At 64.3% G+C, this 21,256-nt stretch carries 14 protein-coding genes; 7 read left to right on the top strand and 7 right to left on the bottom strand.

The genetic code is table 11. From position 1 onward, the window contains the following. Positions 1 to 133 precede the first annotated feature (133 nt). The 6 genes from NKH97_RS22945 to hutI all read right to left on the bottom strand — a co-directional run bounded on the left by NKH97_RS22945 (position 134) and on the right by hutI (position 14,872). A complete protein-coding gene (locus tag NKH97_RS22945) occupies positions 134 to 8,716 on the bottom strand; it encodes a glycoside hydrolase family 94 protein (protein ID WP_352798846.1) in 8,583 nt (2,860 codons plus the stop codon). 267 nt (positions 8,717 to 8,983) lie between these two features. Then, positions 8,984 to 9,571: a HutD/Ves family protein gene (locus NKH97_RS22940; RefSeq protein WP_352553972.1), complete on the bottom strand. Its 588-nt coding sequence runs from the start codon at positions 9,569 to 9,571 to the stop codon at positions 8,984 to 8,986. 12 nt (positions 9,572 to 9,583) lie between these two features. Further along, complete coding sequence (gene hutU, locus NKH97_RS22935) at positions 9,584 to 11,254, bottom strand: urocanate hydratase (RefSeq protein ID WP_352798845.1); 1,671 nt, start codon at positions 11,252 to 11,254, stop codon at positions 9,584 to 9,586. A 26-nt stretch (positions 11,255 to 11,280) separates the two neighbouring features. Further along, positions 11,281 to 12,099: an N-formylglutamate deformylase gene (hutG, locus tag NKH97_RS22930; protein ID WP_023810175.1), complete on the bottom strand. Its 819-nt coding sequence runs from the start codon at positions 12,097 to 12,099 to the stop codon at positions 11,281 to 11,283. Further along, positions 12,099 to 13,640, bottom strand: coding sequence for a histidine ammonia-lyase (gene hutH, locus NKH97_RS22925; RefSeq protein ID WP_352798844.1), 1,542 nt, complete (start codon positions 13,638 to 13,640; stop codon positions 12,099 to 12,101). Before hutH ends, hutG begins: the two co-directional genes overlap by 1 nt. Further along, positions 13,637 to 14,872, bottom strand: a complete 1,236-nt coding sequence (hutI, locus tag NKH97_RS22920) for an imidazolonepropionase (RefSeq protein ID WP_352798843.1) — start codon at positions 14,870 to 14,872, stop codon at positions 13,637 to 13,639. The genes hutH and hutI overlap by 4 nt, the downstream gene beginning before the upstream one ends. A 98-nt stretch (positions 14,873 to 14,970) precedes the next feature. Here hutI and NKH97_RS22915 point away from each other — a divergent pair, with 98 nt between their 5' ends. Then, entirely contained in the window at positions 14,971 to 16,323 is a 1,353-nt protein-coding gene (locus NKH97_RS22915) for a formimidoylglutamate deiminase (RefSeq protein WP_352798842.1), read from the top strand. Next, positions 16,320 to 17,060 carry a histidine utilization transcriptional repressor HutC gene (gene hutC / locus NKH97_RS22910; RefSeq protein WP_352611667.1) on the top strand — a complete coding sequence of 247 codons (741 nt, stop codon included), beginning with the start codon at positions 16,320 to 16,322 and terminating at the stop codon, positions 17,058 to 17,060. Before NKH97_RS22915 ends, hutC begins: the two co-directional genes overlap by 4 nt. Positions 17,061 to 17,208: 148 nt before the next feature. Here hutC and NKH97_RS22905 read toward each other — a convergent pair whose 3' ends face one another. After that, complete coding sequence (locus NKH97_RS22905) at positions 17,209 to 17,553, bottom strand: RidA family protein (protein ID WP_352611666.1); 345 nt, start codon at positions 17,551 to 17,553, stop codon at positions 17,209 to 17,211. A 227-nt stretch (positions 17,554 to 17,780) separates the two neighbouring features. On the opposite strand from NKH97_RS22905, the gene aztA reads away from it, so the two are divergent. The 5 genes from aztA to NKH97_RS22880 all read left to right on the top strand — a co-directional run. After that, a complete protein-coding gene (aztA, locus tag NKH97_RS22900) occupies positions 17,781 to 18,590 on the top strand; it encodes a zinc ABC transporter ATP-binding protein AztA (protein ID WP_352611665.1) in 810 nt (269 codons plus the stop codon). Beyond that, positions 18,590 to 19,465, top strand: coding sequence for a zinc ABC transporter permease AztB (aztB, locus tag NKH97_RS22895; RefSeq protein WP_031212890.1), 876 nt, complete (start codon positions 18,590 to 18,592; stop codon positions 19,463 to 19,465). The genes aztA and aztB overlap by 1 nt, the downstream gene beginning before the upstream one ends. A gap of 26 nt (positions 19,466 to 19,491) precedes the next feature. Beyond that, complete coding sequence (gene aztC / locus NKH97_RS22890; RefSeq protein WP_352611664.1) at positions 19,492 to 20,433, top strand: zinc ABC transporter substrate-binding protein AztC; 942 nt, start codon at positions 19,492 to 19,494, stop codon at positions 20,431 to 20,433. A gap of 150 nt (positions 20,434 to 20,583) precedes the next feature. After that, a complete protein-coding gene (locus NKH97_RS22885) occupies positions 20,584 to 20,922 on the top strand; it encodes a protein tyrosine phosphatase family protein (RefSeq protein ID WP_352629733.1) in 339 nt (112 codons plus the stop codon). 158 nt (positions 20,923 to 21,080) lie between these two features. Continuing rightward, the coding region (locus NKH97_RS22880) for a helix-turn-helix domain-containing protein (RefSeq protein ID WP_352798874.1) at positions 21,081 to 21,256 on the top strand (176 nt) is incomplete at its 3' end.

Raw genomic sequence — 21,256 nt, 5'->3', positions numbered from 1 at the left:
TGCACTCCTCGGTGGCATGTCCTTCAATCGGCAGGCGGCAACGCCAGGCGGGACGGCCTCTCATCCCGCCGTGGCGGCAAAAGTCGCGCCCCGGATCCCAGGCTCGAGCGCATAGTTTTTGAGCAACATTGCATTAAGCCGGGATCCGGATGACCACCTCGGCAACTTCGCCGTCCTTCAGTTCGACTGCCGAAACCTTGGTCTTTGTCCCATTCACCTCCAGCGACACGGCCTTGGCCTTATTGTCGCGGATGACGCGAACCCTGAGTTCCGCTCCCAGCATTTTGAGATTTGCCGAGTACCCATTCCAGTGGCTCGGCAGCTTCGGCTTGAACTGGACACGTTTGCCGCGCCGTTCGATGCCCAGAATGCCCTCGACCGCAGCCCTGTAGAGCCAGCCGGCAGAGCCGGTGTACCAGGTCCAGCCCCCACGGCCGCCCTTGCCGTTGCCGGCATTGTCGTCGCCGGCATAGATATCGGCCGCCACGACATAGGGCTCGACACGATAGTGCTCGGCCGTGGCCTCGTCGGTCGCATGGTTGACGGGGTTCAGCATCGAGAAACAGCGATAGGCCTCGTCGACCTGTCCCATCTCGGCAAGCGCGATGACGAACCATGTGGCGGCATGGGTGTACTGGCCGCCATTCTCGCGCACACCGGGCGGATAGCTCTTGATGTAACCCGGGTCCTTCTCCGTCTTCGAGAAGGGCGGCGTGAACAGCTTGACGATCTTCAGCTTGTCGTCGACGAGCAGCTTCGTTGCTTGCTCCATCGCGGTCGTCGACCGTGCCGGATCGCCCTCTCCCGAAAGCACGCTCCAGGACTGGGCGATCGAGTCGATCTTGCACTCCTGCGAGTTGCGAGACCCCAAAGGGGTGCCGTCGTCGAAACTGCCGCGCCGGTACCATTCGCCGTCCCATGCGGTGCTCTCAAGCGCCCGCTTCAGAACATCGGCATGCTTTGCCCAGGCCTGTGCTCGCTTGGCGTCGCCCTCGGCCTTGGCGACGGGGGCGAAGTCGCCCAGCGTCTTCAGCAGGAACCAGCCGAGCCAGACGCTCTCGCCCTTGCCCTGCTCGCCAACGCGATTCATGCCGTCGTTCCAGTCGCCGCCGAGGATCAGCGGCAGGCCCGCGGGGCTGCTGCGCTTGATGGCGAGATCGAGCGCACGCGCGCAATGGTCGTAGAGCGACGCTGTCTTCTTCGAGATTTCCGGGGTGAAGAAGGCATCGTGCTCGCCCTCGCCCAGCGGCTGTCCATCGATGAAGGCCAATTGCTCCTTCAGGATGGTGGCATCGCCGGTGACCAGCAAATAGCGCGCCGTGGCGTGGGCAAGCCAGACCACGTCGTCGGAGATCAACGTACGCACGCCAGCACCCGTGCGCGGCAGCCACCAGTGCTGCACGTCGCCTTCGGGGAACTGCCGCCGCGCCGCGTTGAGGATTTGGTCGCGCGCCAGTTGCGGGTCATGCGCCAGCAGCGCCAGCGTATCCTGCAACTGGTCGCGGAAGCCGAAGGCACCGCTGGCCTGATAGAAGGCGGAGCGGGCACGGATGCGGCAGGCCAGGCTCTGATAGGGCAGCCAGTGATTGACCATGGCGTCGAGCGCCTTGTCAGGCGTCTCGACCTGGATGGTGTCGAGAAAGCCGCGCCATTCGCGCTCATTGTCGGCCAGCCGCTGGTCGAAATCCTTGACCCGGTGCTCTTGCACCAGCGCGCTAGCCTCCTCGGCGGACTCGGCGTCGCCGAGCAGCCAGAGCAGCGTCACGTCGCCGCCAGCCGGAATCTCGACATCGCGGGCAATCGCCGCGCACGGATCGTCACCAGCCTCGACACGGCCAGACAGCGCCGCACCACTCAGCACCGCCTGGGGTAGCTCGCTGGAACCATGCCGGCCCAGGAACTCCGATCGGTCTGTTGTCACCGAATGGACGCCACCGTCGGCCGCGAGGAAAGCAACGCGCTCGCCGAAATCCAGCCCGTAGGGGTTTTGTGCCAGCAGCGCGCCGCTGGCGGCATCCCGCGACGGGACGATGGTTGCCGCCGTGCGCGACCGGTGCCCGCCGAGCACCCATTCGGCATAGGCATAGACACGCAGCCGCGCCGGCACCGAGCCGGAATTCTGGATGCGCAGCCGTGAGATCTTCAGCGGATCGACCGGATCGACGACATGGGTGAGATCCATCGACAATGGTCCGCGCTTCGAGCGGAAGGTCGAGAAACCCTGGCCATGCCAGGCCTCGTAGGTCATCGAGGGATCGCGCACCATGGCGGCGAGCGGCGAGAATGCCTTGCCGCTCGCCTGATCGTAGATATAGAAGCCCTCGCCCGGCCGGTTCGAGACCGGATCATTCGACCACGGCGTCAACTGGTAGTCGCGGCTGTTTCGGCTCCAGGTGAAGGCGGCGCCCTCGGCCGAGGTATGGAAGCCGAACGAGGCGTTGGAGACGACGTTGATCCACGGCTGCGGCGTCGTGCGCCGGCCGGCCAGGCGCACGACATAGTGCCGCCCGTCGCCGTCGAAACCGCCAAAGCCGTTCCACTGGCTGAGCCCGCTGCCATCGGCGCTGACATTTGCCACCGCCTGCGAGGCAGGAGCATGCGTCGTGGGTGTCGGCGACGGCAATTCACGCGGAATCGGCAATGCTGCCAGGGCGTCCCGCGCCTGCAGAGCCGCGGCCTCGGCGCGCTCGATCTGGTCGAAGATAGTGCCGTTGCGCGTGTGCAGGACCACCCGGGCGACAGCGAGCAGCGTCTTGTAGGTGGTCTCGTCCATGAGGTCGCGGCGCACCGCGAAAATGTGCTGGCGCGGTCCGAGCTCCTTGCCGCGCAGGCGGCTGTTTTCGCACAGCGTCTCGACCGCCCGTTGCAGGTCCTGGACATAGGAGGACGCCTGCTCGTTGACGACGACGAAGTCGATCATCATGCCGCGGGTGCGCATATATTCCTGGAAACGCAGCGCCTGGGCAACGATTTCGAGATCGGCGACATCGCCGATCCTGACCAGGAAGATCGGGAAATCGCCGGAAATGCTTGTCGGCCACAGGCTCGACTGCTTGCCCAGCCCCGTGGCGATGGATTCAGCGGGAAGACGCAGGAACGGATCCGGATAGATCAGGTATCGCGCCAGCTTCTGCACATTGGCGGCATCGGTCAGGCTGAGGCCCATATGGCGGGTCTGCACCTGGCTGCGCGTCCAGGCAAGCATGGCCTGGCGGGCAAAGCTCTCCGGATGGTCGAGGCGGGCGATGGCTTCGTCCAGCTCGGTGCGGCCAGCGCCGACGACGGTCCAGAAGGTCAGCGATATCTTCTTGTTGGCCGGCACGCGCACCTGGCGGCGCAGCGACGCGACGGGATCGAGCGTAAAGCCTGAATGGCCGCCCAGCCTGGCGCCCGGGTCGAAAGCGGCTGCGTCGACGATGGTACGGCCACGGCCGATGAAGGCGCGCCTGTCGGTCTCGGCCTCGGCATCGCGCGCCGATCCGGACGGATCGGTGACGAAATGCACCATGGCGATATCGGGCTCGCTGGTCTCGCGCTTGCGCCGCGTGGCGAAGATCGCCGCGTTGTTCGCAGAGATTTCGGTTTCCACGAACATCTTCGAGAAGGCCGGATGCGCGTTGTCGGACGCCTCCAGGCCGAGCACCAGTTCGGCAAAGGAGGTCACTTCAATGTGACGGTCGGACGGACCGTCATTGTAGAGCGTGACCCGACGGCCCTCGCCATTGCCTTCCGAGATGACGATGCATTCGACCTCGGAGCGCAACGTGCCCACCGATTTGACGAAGCTCGCCTTGTCGTCGGAGAACAAGGTCTGCGCCTTTTCCTCGGCGGCGCGCTTCGGTTCGGCTGTAGCCGACCACCAGTCACCTGAGCCTGCGTCACGCAGGAAGATGTAGGAGCCGAGCCGGTCCTCGGTCGGATCCGGTTGCCAGCGTGTGACGGAGAGATCGCCCCAGCGGCTGTAGCCCGAGCCGGTCGCGGTGACCATCACCGAATAGCGGCCGTTCGACATGACGTTGGTCGACCGCAGCGACTGCAGCGGATTGAGCACGATGCGGGTGTCGGGGCTGTCGACTTCGGTCTCGTCCTTGGAGCGTTCGTCGGCCTCGGTCCTGACGGTCGCGGTCGGGATGTCGCGCGGCGCCCTCTCCTGCAGCAAGAGTTCGGCCGATTCGATGACCGGGTCGCTGTGGAAGCGGTCGCGCATGCGGCCTTCGAAGATGGCGTCGGCAACCGCCGCGATCGACATGCCCGAATGGTGGGCCATGTAGTTCTGGACGACGACATGATCCGTGCCTTCCGGCACGCGCTGCGGCGTGAAATCGACGGCATCGTAGTAACCGTGGCGGCCGAGCGCCCCGATCTCCCGCAATCGGGCGAGATTCAGCACGGCTTCACGCGGATTGAACTGGGCCGCCAGTATGGTGGCGTAAGGCGCGATCACCGTGTTCTGGCCAAGGCCGCGCTTCAGCCCGAGACCTGGAACGCCGAAATTGGTGTATTGGTAGGTCAGTTCGCGGTCGCGCGCATTGTAGGCGGCCTCCGAAATGCCCCACGGCACGTTCTTCTGGCGGCCGTACTGGATCTGGCGCTTGATGATCAGCTTGCTGGTCTGGTTGAGGATCGAGCCCTGCGGCTCCTTCATCACCAGCGGCGGCATCAGGTATTCGAACATCGAGCCGGACCAGGACATCAGGGCGCCCTGGAAACCGATTTCGACGATCGGCCGGCCAAGCCGGAACCAGTGCTCGGTCGGCAGGTCGCCCTTGGCGATGGCGAACAGGCTGGTCAGCCGCGCTTCGGAAGCCAGAAGGTCGTAGCAGCTTTCGTCGAGCTGGTGCTCCTCGACCCGGTAACCGATCGACAACAGCTTGCGCTCCGGCCGCATCAGGAAGGAGAAATCCATCTCGAAGGCGTAGCGGCGCGTGCGCTCGCGCAAGGTGAGCAGCTTGGCACGCAGCGCCTCGACGGCATTGTCGTCGCTGTGCGCGTCATGGACGTGCGCTTCGCAGGTGGCTTCCAGCCTTGCCGCCCAGTCGACGATGACGTCGCTCTGGGGCGACACGGCCTCGGTATGGATGGCGGTGGCCAATTTGCGGATCTCGCCGGCCAGCACAGCCAGGTTGATGGTGCGGATCGACGCCATTTCGGGCTGCGCCTTGATGGTGTCGACAGCGCGCCGCATGCCGTCGAGACGGTCCGCGAGACGCTGGCGCAGCGGGCGCAACTGACGGCGGTCGTCGGGCAAATCATCGAGGCTTTCGCTGAGGATGGTGACCGTGTCGAGAATGCCTTCGAAATCGCCCTGGAGATGGACGGAGGGCGCTTCGGCCCATTCGGCGCAGGCCGCCGCCACCGCCACCAGATGGCCAGCGAGATTGCCGCTGTCGACAGCCGAGATGTAAAGCGGATAGAGCGGCTTCAGTGTCGTCGTGTCGTACCAGTTGAAGAGGTGACCGCGCTCACGCGGCATGCCCTCGATCGTCGCCATGGTGGCGTCGATGCGGGTGATGGCGTCGGACAGGCTGATCCAGCCGAAGTCGCGGGCGGAGACGACGGACAGCAGGTAGACGCCGATATTGGTCGGCGAGGTGCGTGGCGCCACCACCGGCGCCGGGCTTTCCTGGAAATTATCGGGCGGCAGATGGTGGTGTTCTGCCGTCACGAAGCTTTCGAAATAGTGCCACGTGCGCCGCGCCACCGTGCGCAACGTGTGGATGTCGGCCTGCGATATGCGCAGCCGATCCTCGGTTTCAGCCGAACGGCTGATCCAGCTGGCGATGGCCGGCGAGCCAATCCAGAACAGGGCGAAGAAGAAGGCGACGAAGGCGCCGGTCGAATCGGCCAGCACCGGAATGGCAAGGCCGACGAAGCCGATGATCACGGCGCCATACATCATGCCGTAATACGACCCGACATCGTTGTCGCCCGCCTTATGCGCCTGCGAGGCGGTGCGCCATTCCAAAAGGTTCTGGCGGCTGACGAACAGCCGGTAGAGGGTACGCACGATGGCATCGCCCATCATCCAGGCGTTGTGCGCCATCAGCACGATTTTCAGCGCCACCATAGCGGTGCCGAAAGCGACGTCGCGCGCCAGGGCCGAGAAATGGCCGCGCGGCGTCTGGTCGCCGCTCTTGGGCAGGATGGCGTTGACGATGTCGAATGTCGGCGCCATGAACAGGCTGAGGATCAGCAGGGCCTGCCATTGCGCGGCCTGCGTGAAGGGCAGCAGCGTCCAGCCGGCGATCGCCGCCATCACCCAGAAGATCGGCGTCAGCGAGCGGCGCAGATTGTCGATCATCTTCCAGCGCGACAGCGCCGGCACGCCGGAGCGCGGATCGAGCATGAAGCCGAGCAGCTGCCAGTCGCCGCGCGCCCAGCGATGGTGGCGCGAGGCGTCGACCGAATATCGGGTCGGATAGTCCTCGACCAGTTCGACGTCGGTGACCAGCGCCGCGCGCGCGAGCGCGCCTTCCAGCAGATCGTGGCTGAGGATGGTGTTTTCCTCGATGCGGCCCTGCAGCGCGGCCTCGAAGGCGTCGACATGATAGAGGCCCTTGCCGGTGAAGGACCCGTCGCCGAAGACGTCCTGATAGAGATCGGACACGGCAAAGACATAAGGGTCGAGGCCGCGATTTGCCGAAAACACCCGCTGGAAGAACGACGCATCGTCGCCTGATGTCAGCGACGCGGTGATGCGCGGCTGCAGGATCGCATAGCCGGCCGTGACGACGCGCTTGCTGGCATCGAAATGCGGCCGGTTGAGCGGGTGGCAGAGCTTGCCCACGAGGGTGGCGACCGCGTCACGGGTGGTGCGCGTGTCGGCATCGAGCGTCATCACATGGACGACGTTCTCCGGCAGTGGCACGTCGAGCGGCAGGAACGTGGTGTCGCTGTCGCCGCGCAGCAGAAGATCGAGCTCGTGCAGCTTGCCGCGCTTGCGCTCCCAGCCCATCCAGGCCCCTTGCGCCGCGTTGAAGAGCCGGCGCCGGTGCAGGATGTAGAAACGCGGCGCGCCTTCGGAGGGATAGCGGGCGTTGAGACGGGCGATTTCGGTACGGGCGAATTCGAGGATTTCGGTGTCCGCCGCATCGATCTCGGTCTTCGAGTCTGGCCAGTCCGACAGCAGCGCGAAATGGATTTCATCGGCCGTGTTGGCGAGATGATGCACCTCGATGTTGCGGATGTTTTCCTCGACATCGTCGCGCGAGCCGATCAGCGACGGCACCACCACCAACGTGCGCGCCTCGGGCGGCACGCCGTGTCGGTAATCGTAGCCGACGAGGCGCGTCGGTTTCAGGAACAGCGATACGACCGTGTTGAAGAAGGCGAGCGCGCCCTCGCTGGCCGGCACGGCAAAAAGCGCCAGCATGAGGACGATCGAGGGCACCGACAGGCCGAGATTGGCAAGCGCGTTGCCGGAGAGGACGAGAAGCAGGGCCGTCAGCGCAAACACGGGTACGACGATGCCGAGCCACCCGGTCTTGCGGAAGGCACGCTTGACCGTCTGGCTGATGGTGGGCCGGTAGCCGATCGCCTTCTCCAGCTCTAGCCGGCGTGGGCCGACGAGAAAGAAGCCGACATCGGTGTGGGCGGACCCGGTTAAAACGACGTCGCCATCGCCATCACTAGCAGCGTGGCCGGCCAGCTCGATGGCCTTCTCGGCAACGCGATATTCCGAAAGGTTCGAGCGGCGCGCCAATTCCTCGATCGCGGTCCGGTACTGATCGCGCGAAAAAAAGTCGAGCGCGGCGAAATCGGTGCGCTCGCGCAGCACGGTGTCGATGCGGCTGACGCCTTCGAACCACACCGTCCAGTCGACGTCGTTGATGAGGCGCAGGCCGCGGATGATGTTGCCCGTTGTCACATTGCCGCTGGACAGCGTGTGATGTTCGGAAATGATGATTTCCTCGGCATCGGAGCCGGTCTTTTCGAGCTCGCCTTCCAGCCATTCCAGAGCCTTGCCGGCATTCTGCGATCCATCGCGCAAGCGATAGAGCAGCTGGGTGGCGAAGGTGGTGTCCTGCGCGTGGGCGCTGAAGTTGGACAGGATCGACTGCCGGTCGGCGCTGTCGTCGGTGGCCAGGACCTTGTCGGCCACATCGTTGGCGATCTGGCGCATCTGGCGGGTGCGATTGACCCTGACGGCCAGCCGGCGGAGATTTTCGATCAGGACGAAGCGCAACAGCGAAGGCAGCGCCCAGAGTTCGCCGATCTTCAGCGGCTCGACCGACTGGAAACCCTGGACGATGGACTTGAACATCGTCGCCGAAACGGAACTGTCCGAATGCGCCACATAGGTCCAGGCCAGCGCCAGCGCGCGCGGCACAGTGCCGTTGTCAGGCAGTTTCAGCGTCGGCAACTGACGATAGAACCGGCGCGGCAGGTCGCGCTTGACCTGGAAAATGGTCTCTTCGACCAGGTAATTGTTGTCGAGCAGCCATTGTGCCGCCGGCGTGATCGTCTCGCCCCTCGCCTGCGCAGCATTGGTCGACCGGTAAACTTCCAAAATCTTCTTGGCGCTGTCCCGGATACGGGCCTGAAAATCAAAGGGCGTCAGGCCGAACAGGTCCGTGAGGTCGCCTTTTGCCAGGCTTTCGCCAAGCAGCCGAAGGCGCTCTTCGGGCAGGTAATTGGAACGGATCGGCTCTTCGGTAATGGCCGGGAAGCTTGCGCTTGTCTTCTCGATTTGGGCAGGATTCGTCTGAATATTCATTGAAAATTCCGTAAGCGGGCACTGAGCGGCGTCACCGCCACGGCAATGGCCCTAAAACCGGTTCAAATGCAATTGGTTGCATAAACCCCACTTGCCGAAAGTTTGTTTCCGCACCGCGACAGGGCGTCATCTCTCAGCAAGACTCAAAGACAAGCACCCTACTTCCCACCAAGCCAGATCGGCGGAGAGGATTCAGGCTTTTTCGTGATGCCGCCAGCAGCTTACGCTATATTTCGCCGGTACCGCGATCATGTTTGGAAACAAGCGTTAATCGTTGCCGGCGACGGCGCAGATCCGGATCACGAACAGCGTTGCCTCATGGGCGGGCTGGACAAGCAGGCCGGTGCTGACCGGACCGGACCGCAGCGTATCGAGCGGTCCGAGGCGAACCGGTTCAGCGGCGGGCACGCTGACGTCGCCGTTCAAGCACAGGATGAGCGTTGTGCCGGCTTCAGTCCGGATTTCCACGGGGGCCGAAATCACCAGGCGTTCGACCGAATGCGTCATCCGGCTTCGGCGGGTCATGACATTGAGATCAGTGATCGGTCCGCCGATCAGCGCGGCCGAGGTCTGCACGTCGGCAGGGAAAGAAAACAGGGCAGTCGTCCTGTTTATGGATGTCGGCGGGTGGCCGGCGATCTCGAGGACGATGCCCTCGCCTTCGAGCACGGCAAGGGTGCGATCGATCCCGGCAAATTGCGAGAAAGGACCGCTCAATTCGACGCGCGCCATCGACACGCGCCAGTCGAAATCGTCGAGCCCGGCACCCCCAGGCGAAACGGCGATTTCCGTCGTCACGCCGCCGCCGTTCTTCCACGGCATCGACCGGTATTCGGCTGCCCGCAGGATGCGCATCGGCTCAGCCAATCAGCCGAGAATGCCGGGCAAATTGAGCTGGTGCTCCTTGGCGCATTCGACGGCGATCTCGTAGCCGGCATCGGCGTGGCGCATGACACCGGTCGCCGGGTCGTTCCAAAGCACCCGCTCCAGGCGCCTGGCCGCTTCGCGCGTGCCGTCGGCGACGATCACCATGCCGGCGTGCTGCGAGAAACCCATGCCGACGCCGCCGCCATGGTGCAGCGACACCCAGGTGGCGCCGGACGCCGTGTTGAGCAATGCGTTGAGCAGCGGCCAGTCGGATACCGCGTCCGAGCCGTCCTTCATCGATTCCGTTTCGCGGTTCGGCGAGGCGACCGAGCCGGAATCGAGGTGATCGCGACCGATGACGACAGGCGCCTTCAACTCGCCCTTGGCCACCATTTCGTTGAAGGCGAGCCCGAGCCGATGCCGGTCGCCGAGGCCGACCCAGCAGATGCGCGCCGGCAGACCCTGGAAGGCGATGCGCTCGCGCGCCATGTCCAACCAGTTGTGGAGGTGGGTGTTGCCAGGTGTCAGTTCGCGCACCTTGGCATCGGTCTTGTAGATATCTTCCGGATCGCCCGACAGAGCTGCCCAGCGGAACGGCCCGATGCCACGGCAAAACAGCGGACGGATATAGGCCGGCACGAAACCGGGGAAGGCGAAAGCGTTCTCGAACCCCTCCTCCTTGGCCACCTGGCGGATGTTGTTGCCGTAGTCGAGCGTCGGCACCCCAGCGTTCCAGAGCGCCACCATCGCCTCGACATGTTCGCGCATGGAGGCGCGGGCTGCCTTCTCGACCGCCTTGGGGTCGCTGACGCGCTTCTCGCGCCACTCGGCCATCGTCCAGCCCTTCGGCAGGTAGCCGTTGATGGGATCATGCGCCGAGGTCTGGTCGGTGACCATATCGGGGCGAATGCCACGCCTGAACATCTCCGGCACGATGTCGGCCGTATTGCCAAGCAGGCCGACCGACTTCGCCTCGCCGGCCTTGGTCCAGCGTTCGATCTTTTCCAGCGCCTCGTCGAGCGTGTCGGCGCGCTCGTCGACGTAGCGGGTGCGCAGGCGGAAATCGATCGAGTCCGGATTGCATTCGATCGCCAGGCAGCAGGCGCCGGCCATGACGGCGGCGAGCGGCTGGGCGCCACCCATGCCGCCGAGACCGCCGGTCAGGATCCATTTTCCCCGGAGATTGCCGCCATAGTGCTGGCGGCCGGCCTCGACGAAGGTCTCGTAGGTGCCCTGCACGATGCCTTGCGTGCCGATGTAGATCCACGAGCCGGCCGTCATCTGGCCGTACATCATCAAGCCCTTCTTATCGAGCTCGTTGAACTTTTCCCAATTCGCCCAGTGCGGCACCAAATTGGAATTGGCGATCAGCACGCGTGGGGCGTCGGGATGGGTGCGGAACACGCCGACCGGCTTGCCGGACTGGACCAGCAAAGTCTCGTCATCGGCCAGCGTCCTCAGGGAGGCGACGATGCGGTCAAAGTCGTTCCAGGTGCGCGCCGCCCGGCCGATGCCGCCATAGACGACCAGCTCGTTGGGATTTTCTGCAACATCCGGGTCGAGATTGTTCATCAGCATGCGCAGCGGCGCTTCCGTCAGCCAGGAGCGCGCGCTGATTTCGGTGCCGCGCGGGCTGCGGACTTCGCGGATGTTGTGGCGAGGATTGTTCATGGCGTCACTCCATAAAGGACCTGATGTCAGACGCGCGCCCAGGATGTCGCGGTCTCGAGGATTTTCCGCAGGGTGGCGCGGATCGGTGCTGCGAACTCTGCATCGTAAGGCACCGGCCAATTGTCCGGCGTACCCTTGCCATCGGGCTCGCGCATATAGCCGCGGTTGGAGAGTTCCATCTGCAGCGCATGCACACCTTGCTGCGGCTGGCCGAAATGGCGTGTGATCCAGCCGCCTTTGAAGCGGCCGTTGATGACAGAGGTTTCACCGGTTTCGGCCATGATCTGGCCGACCATCGCCTGCAGCGTCGGATCGGCGCTCCTACCGTCATTGGTGCCGAGATTGAAAACCGGCAGCGTGCCTTCAAACAGGCGCGGCAGCACTGAACGGATCGAGTGGCAGTCATAGAGGACGATCTTTTCGTGCAAGCCACGCAACCGGTCGATCTCGACCTGCAGGGCGGCATGGTAGGGCACGAAGAATTTCTCGCGACGCTCGTCGATCTCCGACGGCCCCGGTTCTTCGCCCTCGCGATAGAGCGGATCGCCATCGAAAGTCTCGGTCGGGCAAAGGCCGGTCGTCGCCTGGCCGGGGTAAAGCGAGGCGCCGGAGGGATCGCGGTTGACGTCGATGACGGTGCGCGAGATCGCGGTGTGCACCACCGTCGCCCCGAGGCCGGCGGCAAAGTCATAGAGATTGTCGATCCACCAATCGCAATCGCGGCGGCCGAGCCAGGGCGAGACCAGCCGATTCTCAAGGCCGGCCAGGTCGATGCCGGTGTGCGGTAGCGACACCAGCAACGGGGCTGTGCCGGGCGTGACCGTCAGCCAGGGCGCGCTTGCCATCACATCGCTCCGGAAATCGACGGCAGAGCCACGCCGCCGGCGGCCTCGATGGCCGCACCGCTGCGCACCATGGCGATGGCTTTTTCCATATCGGGGTGGAAATGGCGGTCATTGTCGAGATGTGGCACTTCGGCCCGGACCAGCTTGCGCACTGCCTCCAGAGCGTCACTCGAGGCCAGCGGCGCATGGAAATCGCAGCCTTGGGCCGCGGCCAGCAGTTCGATGCCGATCACCGCGGTGGCGTTCTCGACCATGCCGATCAGCCGGCGCGCACCGTGCGCGGCCATCGAAACATGGTCTTCCTGGTTGGCCGATGTGGGAATCGAATCGACGCTGGCCGGATAGGCTTTCTGCTTGTTTTCCGAGACAAGCGCCGCCGCCGTCACCTGCGGGATCATGAAGCCGGAGTTCAGACCGGGCTTCGGCGTCAGGAAGGCCGGCATGCCCGAAAGTGCCGGATCGACAAGCATGGCAATGCGGCGTTCCGACAGCGAGCCGATCTCGCAGACCGCGAGCGCGATCATGTCGGCGGCGAAGGCCACCGGTTCGGCGTGAAAATTGCCGCCGGAAAGCGCGGTGTCATCCTCGGCGAAGATCAGCGGATTGTCGGTGACGCCATTGGCTTCGGTGCCCAGCGTGTCGGCCGCCTGGCGCAGCACGGTGAGTGCGGCGCCCATGACCTGCGGCTGGCAGCGCAGGCAATAGGGATCCTGCACGCGTTCGTCGCCAACCCGATGCGATTCACGGATGGCGCTGCCGGCCATCAGATTGCGCAGGGCGTCGGCCGTCTCGATCTGGCCGGGATGCTTTCTCAGCACATGGATGCGCGGATCGAAGGGGGCGTCAGAACCTTTTGCCGCGTCGGTCGATAGGGCACCAGCGACCAGCGCCGATTGATAGAGCACTTCGGCCTCGAACAAGGCGGCCAGCGCATAGGCGGTCGAAAACTGGGTGCCGTTGAGCAGCGCCAGGCCTTCCTTGGCGCCCAGTGTCACCGGCTCCAGTCCATGTGAGACGAAGGCGACCTTGGCCGGGAAACGGCCATGCGGGGTAAAACATTCGCCGACGCCGATCATCACCGCCGTCATGTGCGACAGCGGGGCAAGGTCCCCGGAGGCGCCGACCGAACCCTGCGCCGGCACCACCGGGATGACGTCGTTGGCCAGCATTGCTTCCAGCAATTCGATGGTTTGCGGCCTCACGCCGGACGCGCCCTGCGCCAGGCTGGCGAGCTTCAGCGCCATCATCAGCCTGCAGACAGCAACCGGCATCGGCTCGCCGACGCCGGCGGCGTGCGACAGAACGATGTTGCGCTGCAAGGTCTCGAGATCCTCGGCCGGGATGCGGACGCTGGCCAGTTTGCCGAAACCGGTGTTGATGCCATAGACCGGTTCGCCCTTGGCGACGATCCTGGCGACGGCCTCGGCGCTCGCCTTGATCTTTGGCCGGCAGGCGTTGTCCAGCTTGGGCACGGCGCCACGATAGATGGCGTGCCAGTCGGCCAGCGTCGCATTGCCGGGCTTCAGGGTCAGTTCGGTCATTGTCCTCTCCAGATGCGGGCATGCAGCGGGTTGAAGCCCATGCGGTAGACGAGTTCGGCGGGGCGCTCGATGTCCCAGATCGCCAGGTCGGCGGATTTTCCGGCTTCCAGCGTGCCGATTTCTCCCAGCAAACCAAGCGCGCGGGCCGCCTCGCGGGTGACGCCGGCAAGGCATTCATCGACGGTCAGGCCGAACAGGGTCGCGGCCATGTTCATGGTCAGAAGCAGCGAGGTCAGCGGCGAGGTGCCGGGGTTGTTATCGGTGGCGACAGCCATCTTGACGCCGTGCTGGCGAAACAGGCCGATCGGCGGCTTCTTGGTTTCGCGAATGAAATAATAGGCGCCGGGCAGGATCGTCGCCACGGTTCCGGCCTTGGCCATCGCCGCCGCACCTGCCTCATCGGTGTATTCGAGATGATCGGCCGACAGCGCACCATAGCGGGCGGCGAGTTCGGCGCCATGCAGGTTGGACAGCTGGTCGGCATGGAGCTTGACCGGCAGGCCGGCCGCTTTGGCCGCATCGAAGACGCGCGCCATCTGTTCCGGCGAAAAGGCGATGCCCTCGCAGAAACCGTCGACGGCATCGGCCAGCCCCTCGGCGGCAACCGAAGGAAGAATCTCATTGGCGACCAGATCGATAAAAGCGTCCTTGTCGCCCTTGGCTTCCGGCGGCAGCGCGTGAGCGCCGAGGAAGGTCGTGCGGATCGTCACCGGCCGTTGCTCGCCCAGTTGGCGGGCGGCACGCAGCGACTTCTTCTCGTTTTCGAGGTCGAGGCCATAGCCGGACTTGATCTCGACGGTGGTCACGCCTTCGGCGATCAGCGCATCGAGGCGCGGCAGCGATTGAGTGACCAGTTCGTCTTCGCTGGCGGCGCGCAGCGACTTGACCGAGGAGACAATGCCGCCGCCGGCCCGGGCGACCTCTTCATAGGTGGAGCCGGCCAGCCGCATCTCGAATTCGTTGGCGCGGTTGCCGGCATGGACCAGATGGGTGTGGCAGTCGATCAGGCCGGGTGTGATCCAGCGGCCCTCGCAATCGATCGTCTCGACGCCCTGGGCAAGTGTTGGGGGCAGCTCCGACTCGGGGCCGGCATAGACAATGCGGCCGTCACGCGAAGCGACCGCGCCGTGTTCGACGATGCCAAGTCCGGCAGACCCTTCGGCCATGGTCGCGAGCCGCGCATTGCGCCACAGACGAAGATCCCCTGCCCGGCTTTTGCTCTGTCCAGCCATCATCTTTTCCGTTTCAATCGATAACGATTATGTATATACATATCGAAACGCACTGCAAGTGCCATCATCGCATGAGAGACAGAGAACCGGAGAGAAAAGTGGCAGCAATCTTTGCGGAACAGGCGCTCCTTCCCAATGGCTGGCGCGATAATGTGCGGATCACCCTGGCCGGGGGACGCATTACAGCCGTTCAGCCTGGTGCCGCTGCGACAGCCGACGACGAACGCCACGCGATCCTGTTGCCCGGCATGCCCAATTTGCACAGCCACGCCTTCCAGCGCGGCATGGCCGGCCTTGCCGAGCTTCGCGGCCCCTCCGCCGACAGTTTCTGGAGCTGGCGAGAGGTGATGTACCGCTTCGCCCTGTCGATGACGCCCAATCAGGTCGAGGCGGTTGCAGCGCAGCTCTATGTCGAGTTGCTGGAGGCCGGTTTTTCCCGCGTCGGCGAATTTCACTATCTGCATCACGACCGCGATGGAAAACCCTATGCCAACCTCGCCGAGATGGCCGAACGCATTGCGGCCGCGGCCGGCGAGACGGGCATCGGCCTGACGCTGTTGCCGGTGTTTTATGCGCACTCGTCTTTCGGCGGTGCCGTGCCAAACGAAGGCCAGCGGCGATTCATCAACGATGTGAATCGGTTCTCGCGGCTTGTTGAGAAATGCCGCGAATCGGTTCGTGCACTGAATCAGGCTGTCGTCGGCGTCGCTCCGCACAGTTTGCGCGCCGCGACACCGGAAGAACTGATTGAGGTGACTGCCATAGCACCGGATGGGCCTATCCACATCCACATTGCCGAGCAGGTGAAAGAGGTCGAGGATTGCCTTGCCTGGTCGGGCGCGCGGCCGGTCGAATTTCTGCTTGGGCATGCCAAGGTCGACAAGCGCTGGTGCCTGATCCACGCCACGCACATGACCGATGCTGAAACCGTTGCCATGGCCAGGAGTGGCGCCATCGCCGGCCTTTGCCCGATCACCGAGGCCAATCTCGGCGACGGCACTTTTGCAGCGCCACTGTTCAGAGACCATGGCGGCCGCTTCGGGGTCGGCTCCGATTCCAACGTGCTCATCGGCCTCCCGGACGAGTTGCGCCAGCTCGAATATTCGCAGCGCCTCGCCCGCCGCGCCCGTAATGTGCTGGCGGTCGCCGGCGGCTCGACTGGCCGCGCGCTGTTCGACGCCGCACTCGACGGTGGCAGCGTCGCGCTTGGCGCCGGTGCTTCCGCGATCGCCGCCGGCGCCTCGGCCGATCTCGTCTCGCTCGATCCCAAAAATCCCTCGCTGGCCGGCAAGACCGGCGACGCAATTCTCGACGCCTGGATCTTCGCCAATGGCAGCAAGGTCGACTGCGTCTGGGTGCATGGGCTCAAACAGGTCAGCGGCGGCAGGCATGTGAAGCGAGAGGCCATCGCCGGGCGGTTTCGCAGCGTGATGACGGCGCTTTCGGCATGAGCATGGCCGACACAGTGGTAGCGGAAGGTGGCGGCTCGCTGCACCAGCGCATCCTGACCGACATTAGCGAGAAGATCACGTCCGGGGCCTGGGCGCCCGGCCATCGCATCCCGTTCGAGCACGAATTGAGCGTGCAATACAATTGCTCGCGCATGACGGTGAACAAGGCGCTGTCACAGCTTGCCAAGGCCGGGCTGATCGAACGCCGCCGCCGCTCAGGCAGCTTTGTGCGCCGGCCGCAGTCGCAAGCGGCGGTGCTGGAAATCCACGATATCCGCATCGAGGTCGAAGCGCTCGGTCTGCCCTATCGCTACGAGCGCGTGATGCGACACAAAAGGCGCAGCAGCGCCGGGGACCGCGCCTCGCTGGAATTGGGCTTGGCCGGACCGGTTCTGGCGCTGGAATGCGGGCATTTCGCCGGCGAGCGGCCGTTCGCGCATGAACAGCGGCTGATCAACCTCACCGCCGTGCCCGAGGCAGCGGACGAGGAATTCGTGGCCATCGCACCAGGGCCATGGCTGATCGGCCGCGTGCCGTGGAGCGAAGCCGAGCACCGGATTCGCGCTGTCGCAGCCGACAGGCATATCGCCGCGGCACTCGACATAGAAACCGGTGCGCCTTGCCTGGTGGTCGAGCGGCGGACATGGAGCGCCGAACATCCGGTCACCCATGTACGCTTTACCTACGCAGCCGAGAGCCACACGCTGGTGGCAAGGTTCAGGCCGTCGCAGGGGTGAGGCGTGTCCAGCCGCAGGCTGGCGAAAAGCCAACGATTTGGCTTTTCGAACACCGAACGCCCGGAGCCATAGCGGAGGGCAGCGGCGCCGACCCCCACCCGGACCTTCGGTCCGACCTCCCCACAAGGGGGAGGTAGAAGGCCGCCGATCAAATCGCCGCGGTAATAATAATCTCGACCAGATAATCCGGGGTGGCGAGCTTTGCTTCGCCGGTGGCGCGGGCCGGCGTGTTGCCTTGCGGCACCCACTTGTCCCACTCAGCGTTCATCTCGGCAAAGGTGCTCATGTCGGCCAGCCAGATGATCGCCTGCAGGATCTTGGTCTTGTCGGAACCGGCCTTGGCCAGCAGTTCGTCGATAGCTGCCAGGATATCCTTGGTCTGCGATGCGACGTTGCCGGTTGGCTGGCCGACCTGGCCGGCCAGATAGACGGTATCTCCGTGAATGACGATCTGGCTCATGCGCGGGCCGACATCGATGCGACGAATGCTCATTGGATGGTTCCTTCCTGTGGCGGTTGCGCTTCTTTAGAGTCGCCGCCGGCTTCGGGCAAGATCGTCAGGTCGAATCCCCTTGGGCCAATGGCATATGGATGTGCAAACACGGCAAGTTAACCCTGCGGCCGCAATTGCGCCGGATTGGCTTGTTGACTAATGTAATAACATCACATATCCAATCGGCCGCTGCCAGCAGCCGGATTTCGCCGCCTACGGATCGCAGAATGACAAATACCTGCCTGACATTCCGCGACCTGACGCTTGGCTACGGCAGCCACCCGGCGATCCATCATCTCGACGGCACCATCCGCAAGGGCTCGCTGACCGCTGTGGTCGGCGCCAACGGCTCCGGCAAATCGACGCTGATGAAAGGCATTGTCGGCGTCCTGAAGCCAATGGCCGGCGAGGTTATCCGCGCGCCCGGTGTACGTGCCGCCTATCTGCCGCAGCAATCGGAGCTCGACCGCTCCTTTCCGGCACGGGTGGTGGATCTGGTTTCGCTCGGCCTGTGGCCACGGCGCGGCCTGCTTGGCCGCTACACCAGGGAAGATCGCGAAGACGTCAGCAAGGCGCTGATGGCGGTTGGCCTCGGCGGTTTCGAGAAGCGGCCGATCGACACGCTGTCGGGCGGCCAGTTGCAGCGCACGCTGTTTGCGCGTGTCCTGCTGCAGGACGCCGACCTCATCCTGCTCGACGAACCCTTCAATGCCGTCGACGCCAAGACGGTCGGCGACCTCATTGCCCTAATCAAGCACTGGCATGGCGAGGAACGCACCATCATGGTTGTCGTGCACGATCTGGACCTGGTGCGGCAGAATTTCCCCGAAACGCTGCTTCTCGCCCGCCAGCCGATCGCCTGGGGCGAAACCAGGGAAACGCTGAAGCCGGAAAACCTGTTGCGCGCCCGCCGCTTTCACGAGGCCTGGGAAGAAAATGCGCCCTGGTGCGAGCCGGGCGAGGACGCTCATGGTCACGATGACCATGGCCCCGATCACCATGACCATCGACACGGCGTCGGACCGAGGGCTGCCTGATGGACATGCTTTACGGCCTTGTCATCGCGCCCTTCGCCGATTTCGGCTTCATGCAGCGGGCTTTGATCGGTTCGCTGATGCTGTCGCTCGGCGCCTGCCCTATCGGCGTCTTCCTGATGCTGCGGCGCATGAGCCTGTCGGGCGACGCGATGGCGCACGCCATCCTGCCCGGCGCGGCCGCCGGCTTCCTGTTCTATGGGCTGGAGATCCTGCCGATGACCATCGGCGGCCTGATCGCCGGCGTCATCGTCGCGCTCGGCGCCGGCGCCGTCTCGCGCTTCACCATCCAGCGCGAGGACGCTTCGATGGCGGCGTTCTATCTGATTTCGCTCGCCATCGGCGTGCTGATGGTGTCAATCCGCGGTTCCAGCGTCGATCTCATGCACGTGCTGTTCGGCACCGTGCTGGCGCTCAACGATGAGGCCCTGACGCTGATCGGCGGCATCGTCGCGGTGACGCTGGTCAGCCTCGCCATCTTCTGGCGGGCGCTGGTCGCCGAATGCCTCGACCCGCTGTTCCTGCGCTCGGTCAGCCGGCTCGGCAGTCCGGTGCATTTCATCTTCCTCGGCCTTGTCGTGCTCAACCTTGTCGGCGGCTTCCAGGCACTCGGCACGCTTCTGTCGGTTGGGCTGATGATGCTGCCGGCCGCAGCCGCCCGCTTCTGGACAGTTCGCGTCGAGCCGATGTGCGTGCTGGCGGTGCTGATCGGCTTCGCGTCCTGCGTCGCCGGGCTGCTTTTGTCCTATCACGCGTCACTGCCGTCCGGCCCGGCCATCATCCTGTCGGCCGGCGTCGTCTATTTCGCCTCGATCCTGTTTGGCACGCGCGGCATTCTGCGCGCGCGCATCATCCATCACCGTCACAGAACGGCCTGATCCCGCCCCTAGAAGGAGACCCGTCTATGCTGAAATCGATCTATGCCGCCTTGGCTATGAGCGTTATAACATTAACCGCCTTTGGCGCATCGTCGGCCTTGGCGGCACCGCTGAAAGTGGTCGCCAGCTTCACCGTCATTGCCGATTTCGCCAAAAATGTCGGCGGCGACCGCATCGACGTCACCACCATTGTCGGGCCGGATGGCGACGCCCATGTCTACGAGCCGAGCCCGGCCGATGCTGTGGCCATGGCCAAGGCCGACATCGTGCTGGTCAACGGCCTGCATTTCGAAGGTTTCCTGCAGCGGCTGGTCGATGCCAGCGCCACCAAGGCGTCTATCATTACCTTGACCAAGGGCGTGACGCCGATCGATTTCAAGCCTGAATTCGCCGACGCCGACGCGGCCGAAGGTGCCGGCACCGGCGGCGGCAAGACGGTCACCGATCCGCACGCCTTCCAGTCGGTCGCCAACGCCAGGATCTACGTGAAGAACATCGCCGAGGCTTTCTGCGCGGCGGATGCGGACGGCTGCGTCAGCTACCAGACCAATGCCGCCGCCTACACGAGGAAGCTCGACGCGGTCGAAGGTGAAGTGAAAACTGCGATTGCCTCGATCCCGGAGAGCAAGCGCGTCGTCATCACCTCGCATGACGCCTTCGGCTATTTCGAACACGCGTATGGCCTGACCTTCCTCGCCCCGCAAGGCATCTCGACCGACTCCGAGCCATCCGCCGCAGACGTCGCCAAACTGGTCAATCAGGTGAAGCAGGACAAGGCGGCTGCGATCTTCGTCGAGAACATCACCAACCCGCGCCTGATCGAACAGATCGCCAGCGAAACCGGCATCAAGGTCGGCGGCACGCTCTATTCGGATGCGCTGTCGCAGCCCGACGGCCCGGCTGCGACCTATATCGACATGATGCACAACAACATCCGTCAGATCAAAGGCGCCATTCTCGGCAGCTGAGTATGAAGGATTGTCCAGCCGGGCCGCATCGGCCCGGTTGGATTTTCCGGCACGCAGTGTCTATTTGGCAGAGAATTCCTTCGGTATGGATTGCCGCCCATGTCGGGGAGTGGCAAGACTGCCGCCTGACCAGTTTGCGAGGATGCTGCCATGGAATACCGCGAAATCAGCGAGGACTATTCGGTTTCGGGCCAGATCCAGCCTGAGGACGTCGCCGCCATCAAGGAAGCCGGCTTCAAGAGCGTCATCTGCAACCGGCCCGATGACGAACAGCCCGGCCAGCCTTCTGCCGACACCGTCAAGGCAGCGGTCGAAGCCGCAGGGCTTGCCTTCCGTTACATCCCCGTCATCAGCGGCCAGATCACCGCCGAGAATGTCGGGGATCAGGCCGAAGCGCTCGACGAACTCGACGGCCCGGTCTTCGCCTATTGCCGCTCCGGCGCCCGCTGCACCAATCTCTATGGGCTGATCCAACAGTCGAAGGGCTGAACGGCCTTCCGTCATTCCGTAGGCTGGCGATCCTTCACACCCCCCTCTGCCCTGCCGGGCATCTCCCCCGCAAGGGGGTGTTTGGACCGGAGACATCGCGAACAGGTGTGCGAGGACATCGCGAACAGTTTGGCGTGCTTTGCGCCGGGAGGTTCGCGATGTCATTTGGGAACACCAGCGTGATGGATGGGAAGTTGGAGTTTGTGCGTTTTGCGGTGCAGGATGGCAGCAATGTCAGTGCGCTTTGTCGTCGTTTCGGGATTGGCCGAACCTGTGGTCACAAGTTGATCGCGCGGTATCGCGCCCATGGCGAGGCCGGGCTTGCGGAGCAATC

Origin of the sequence: Mesorhizobium sp. M0870 (assembly GCF_040319775.1) — a bacterium.
In the GTDB taxonomy this organism is placed as follows: Bacteria; Pseudomonadota; Alphaproteobacteria; order Rhizobiales; family Rhizobiaceae; genus Mesorhizobium.
Note: the sequence above shows the minus strand (reverse complement) of the source record. Positions and strands in the feature narration are given on the sequence as shown.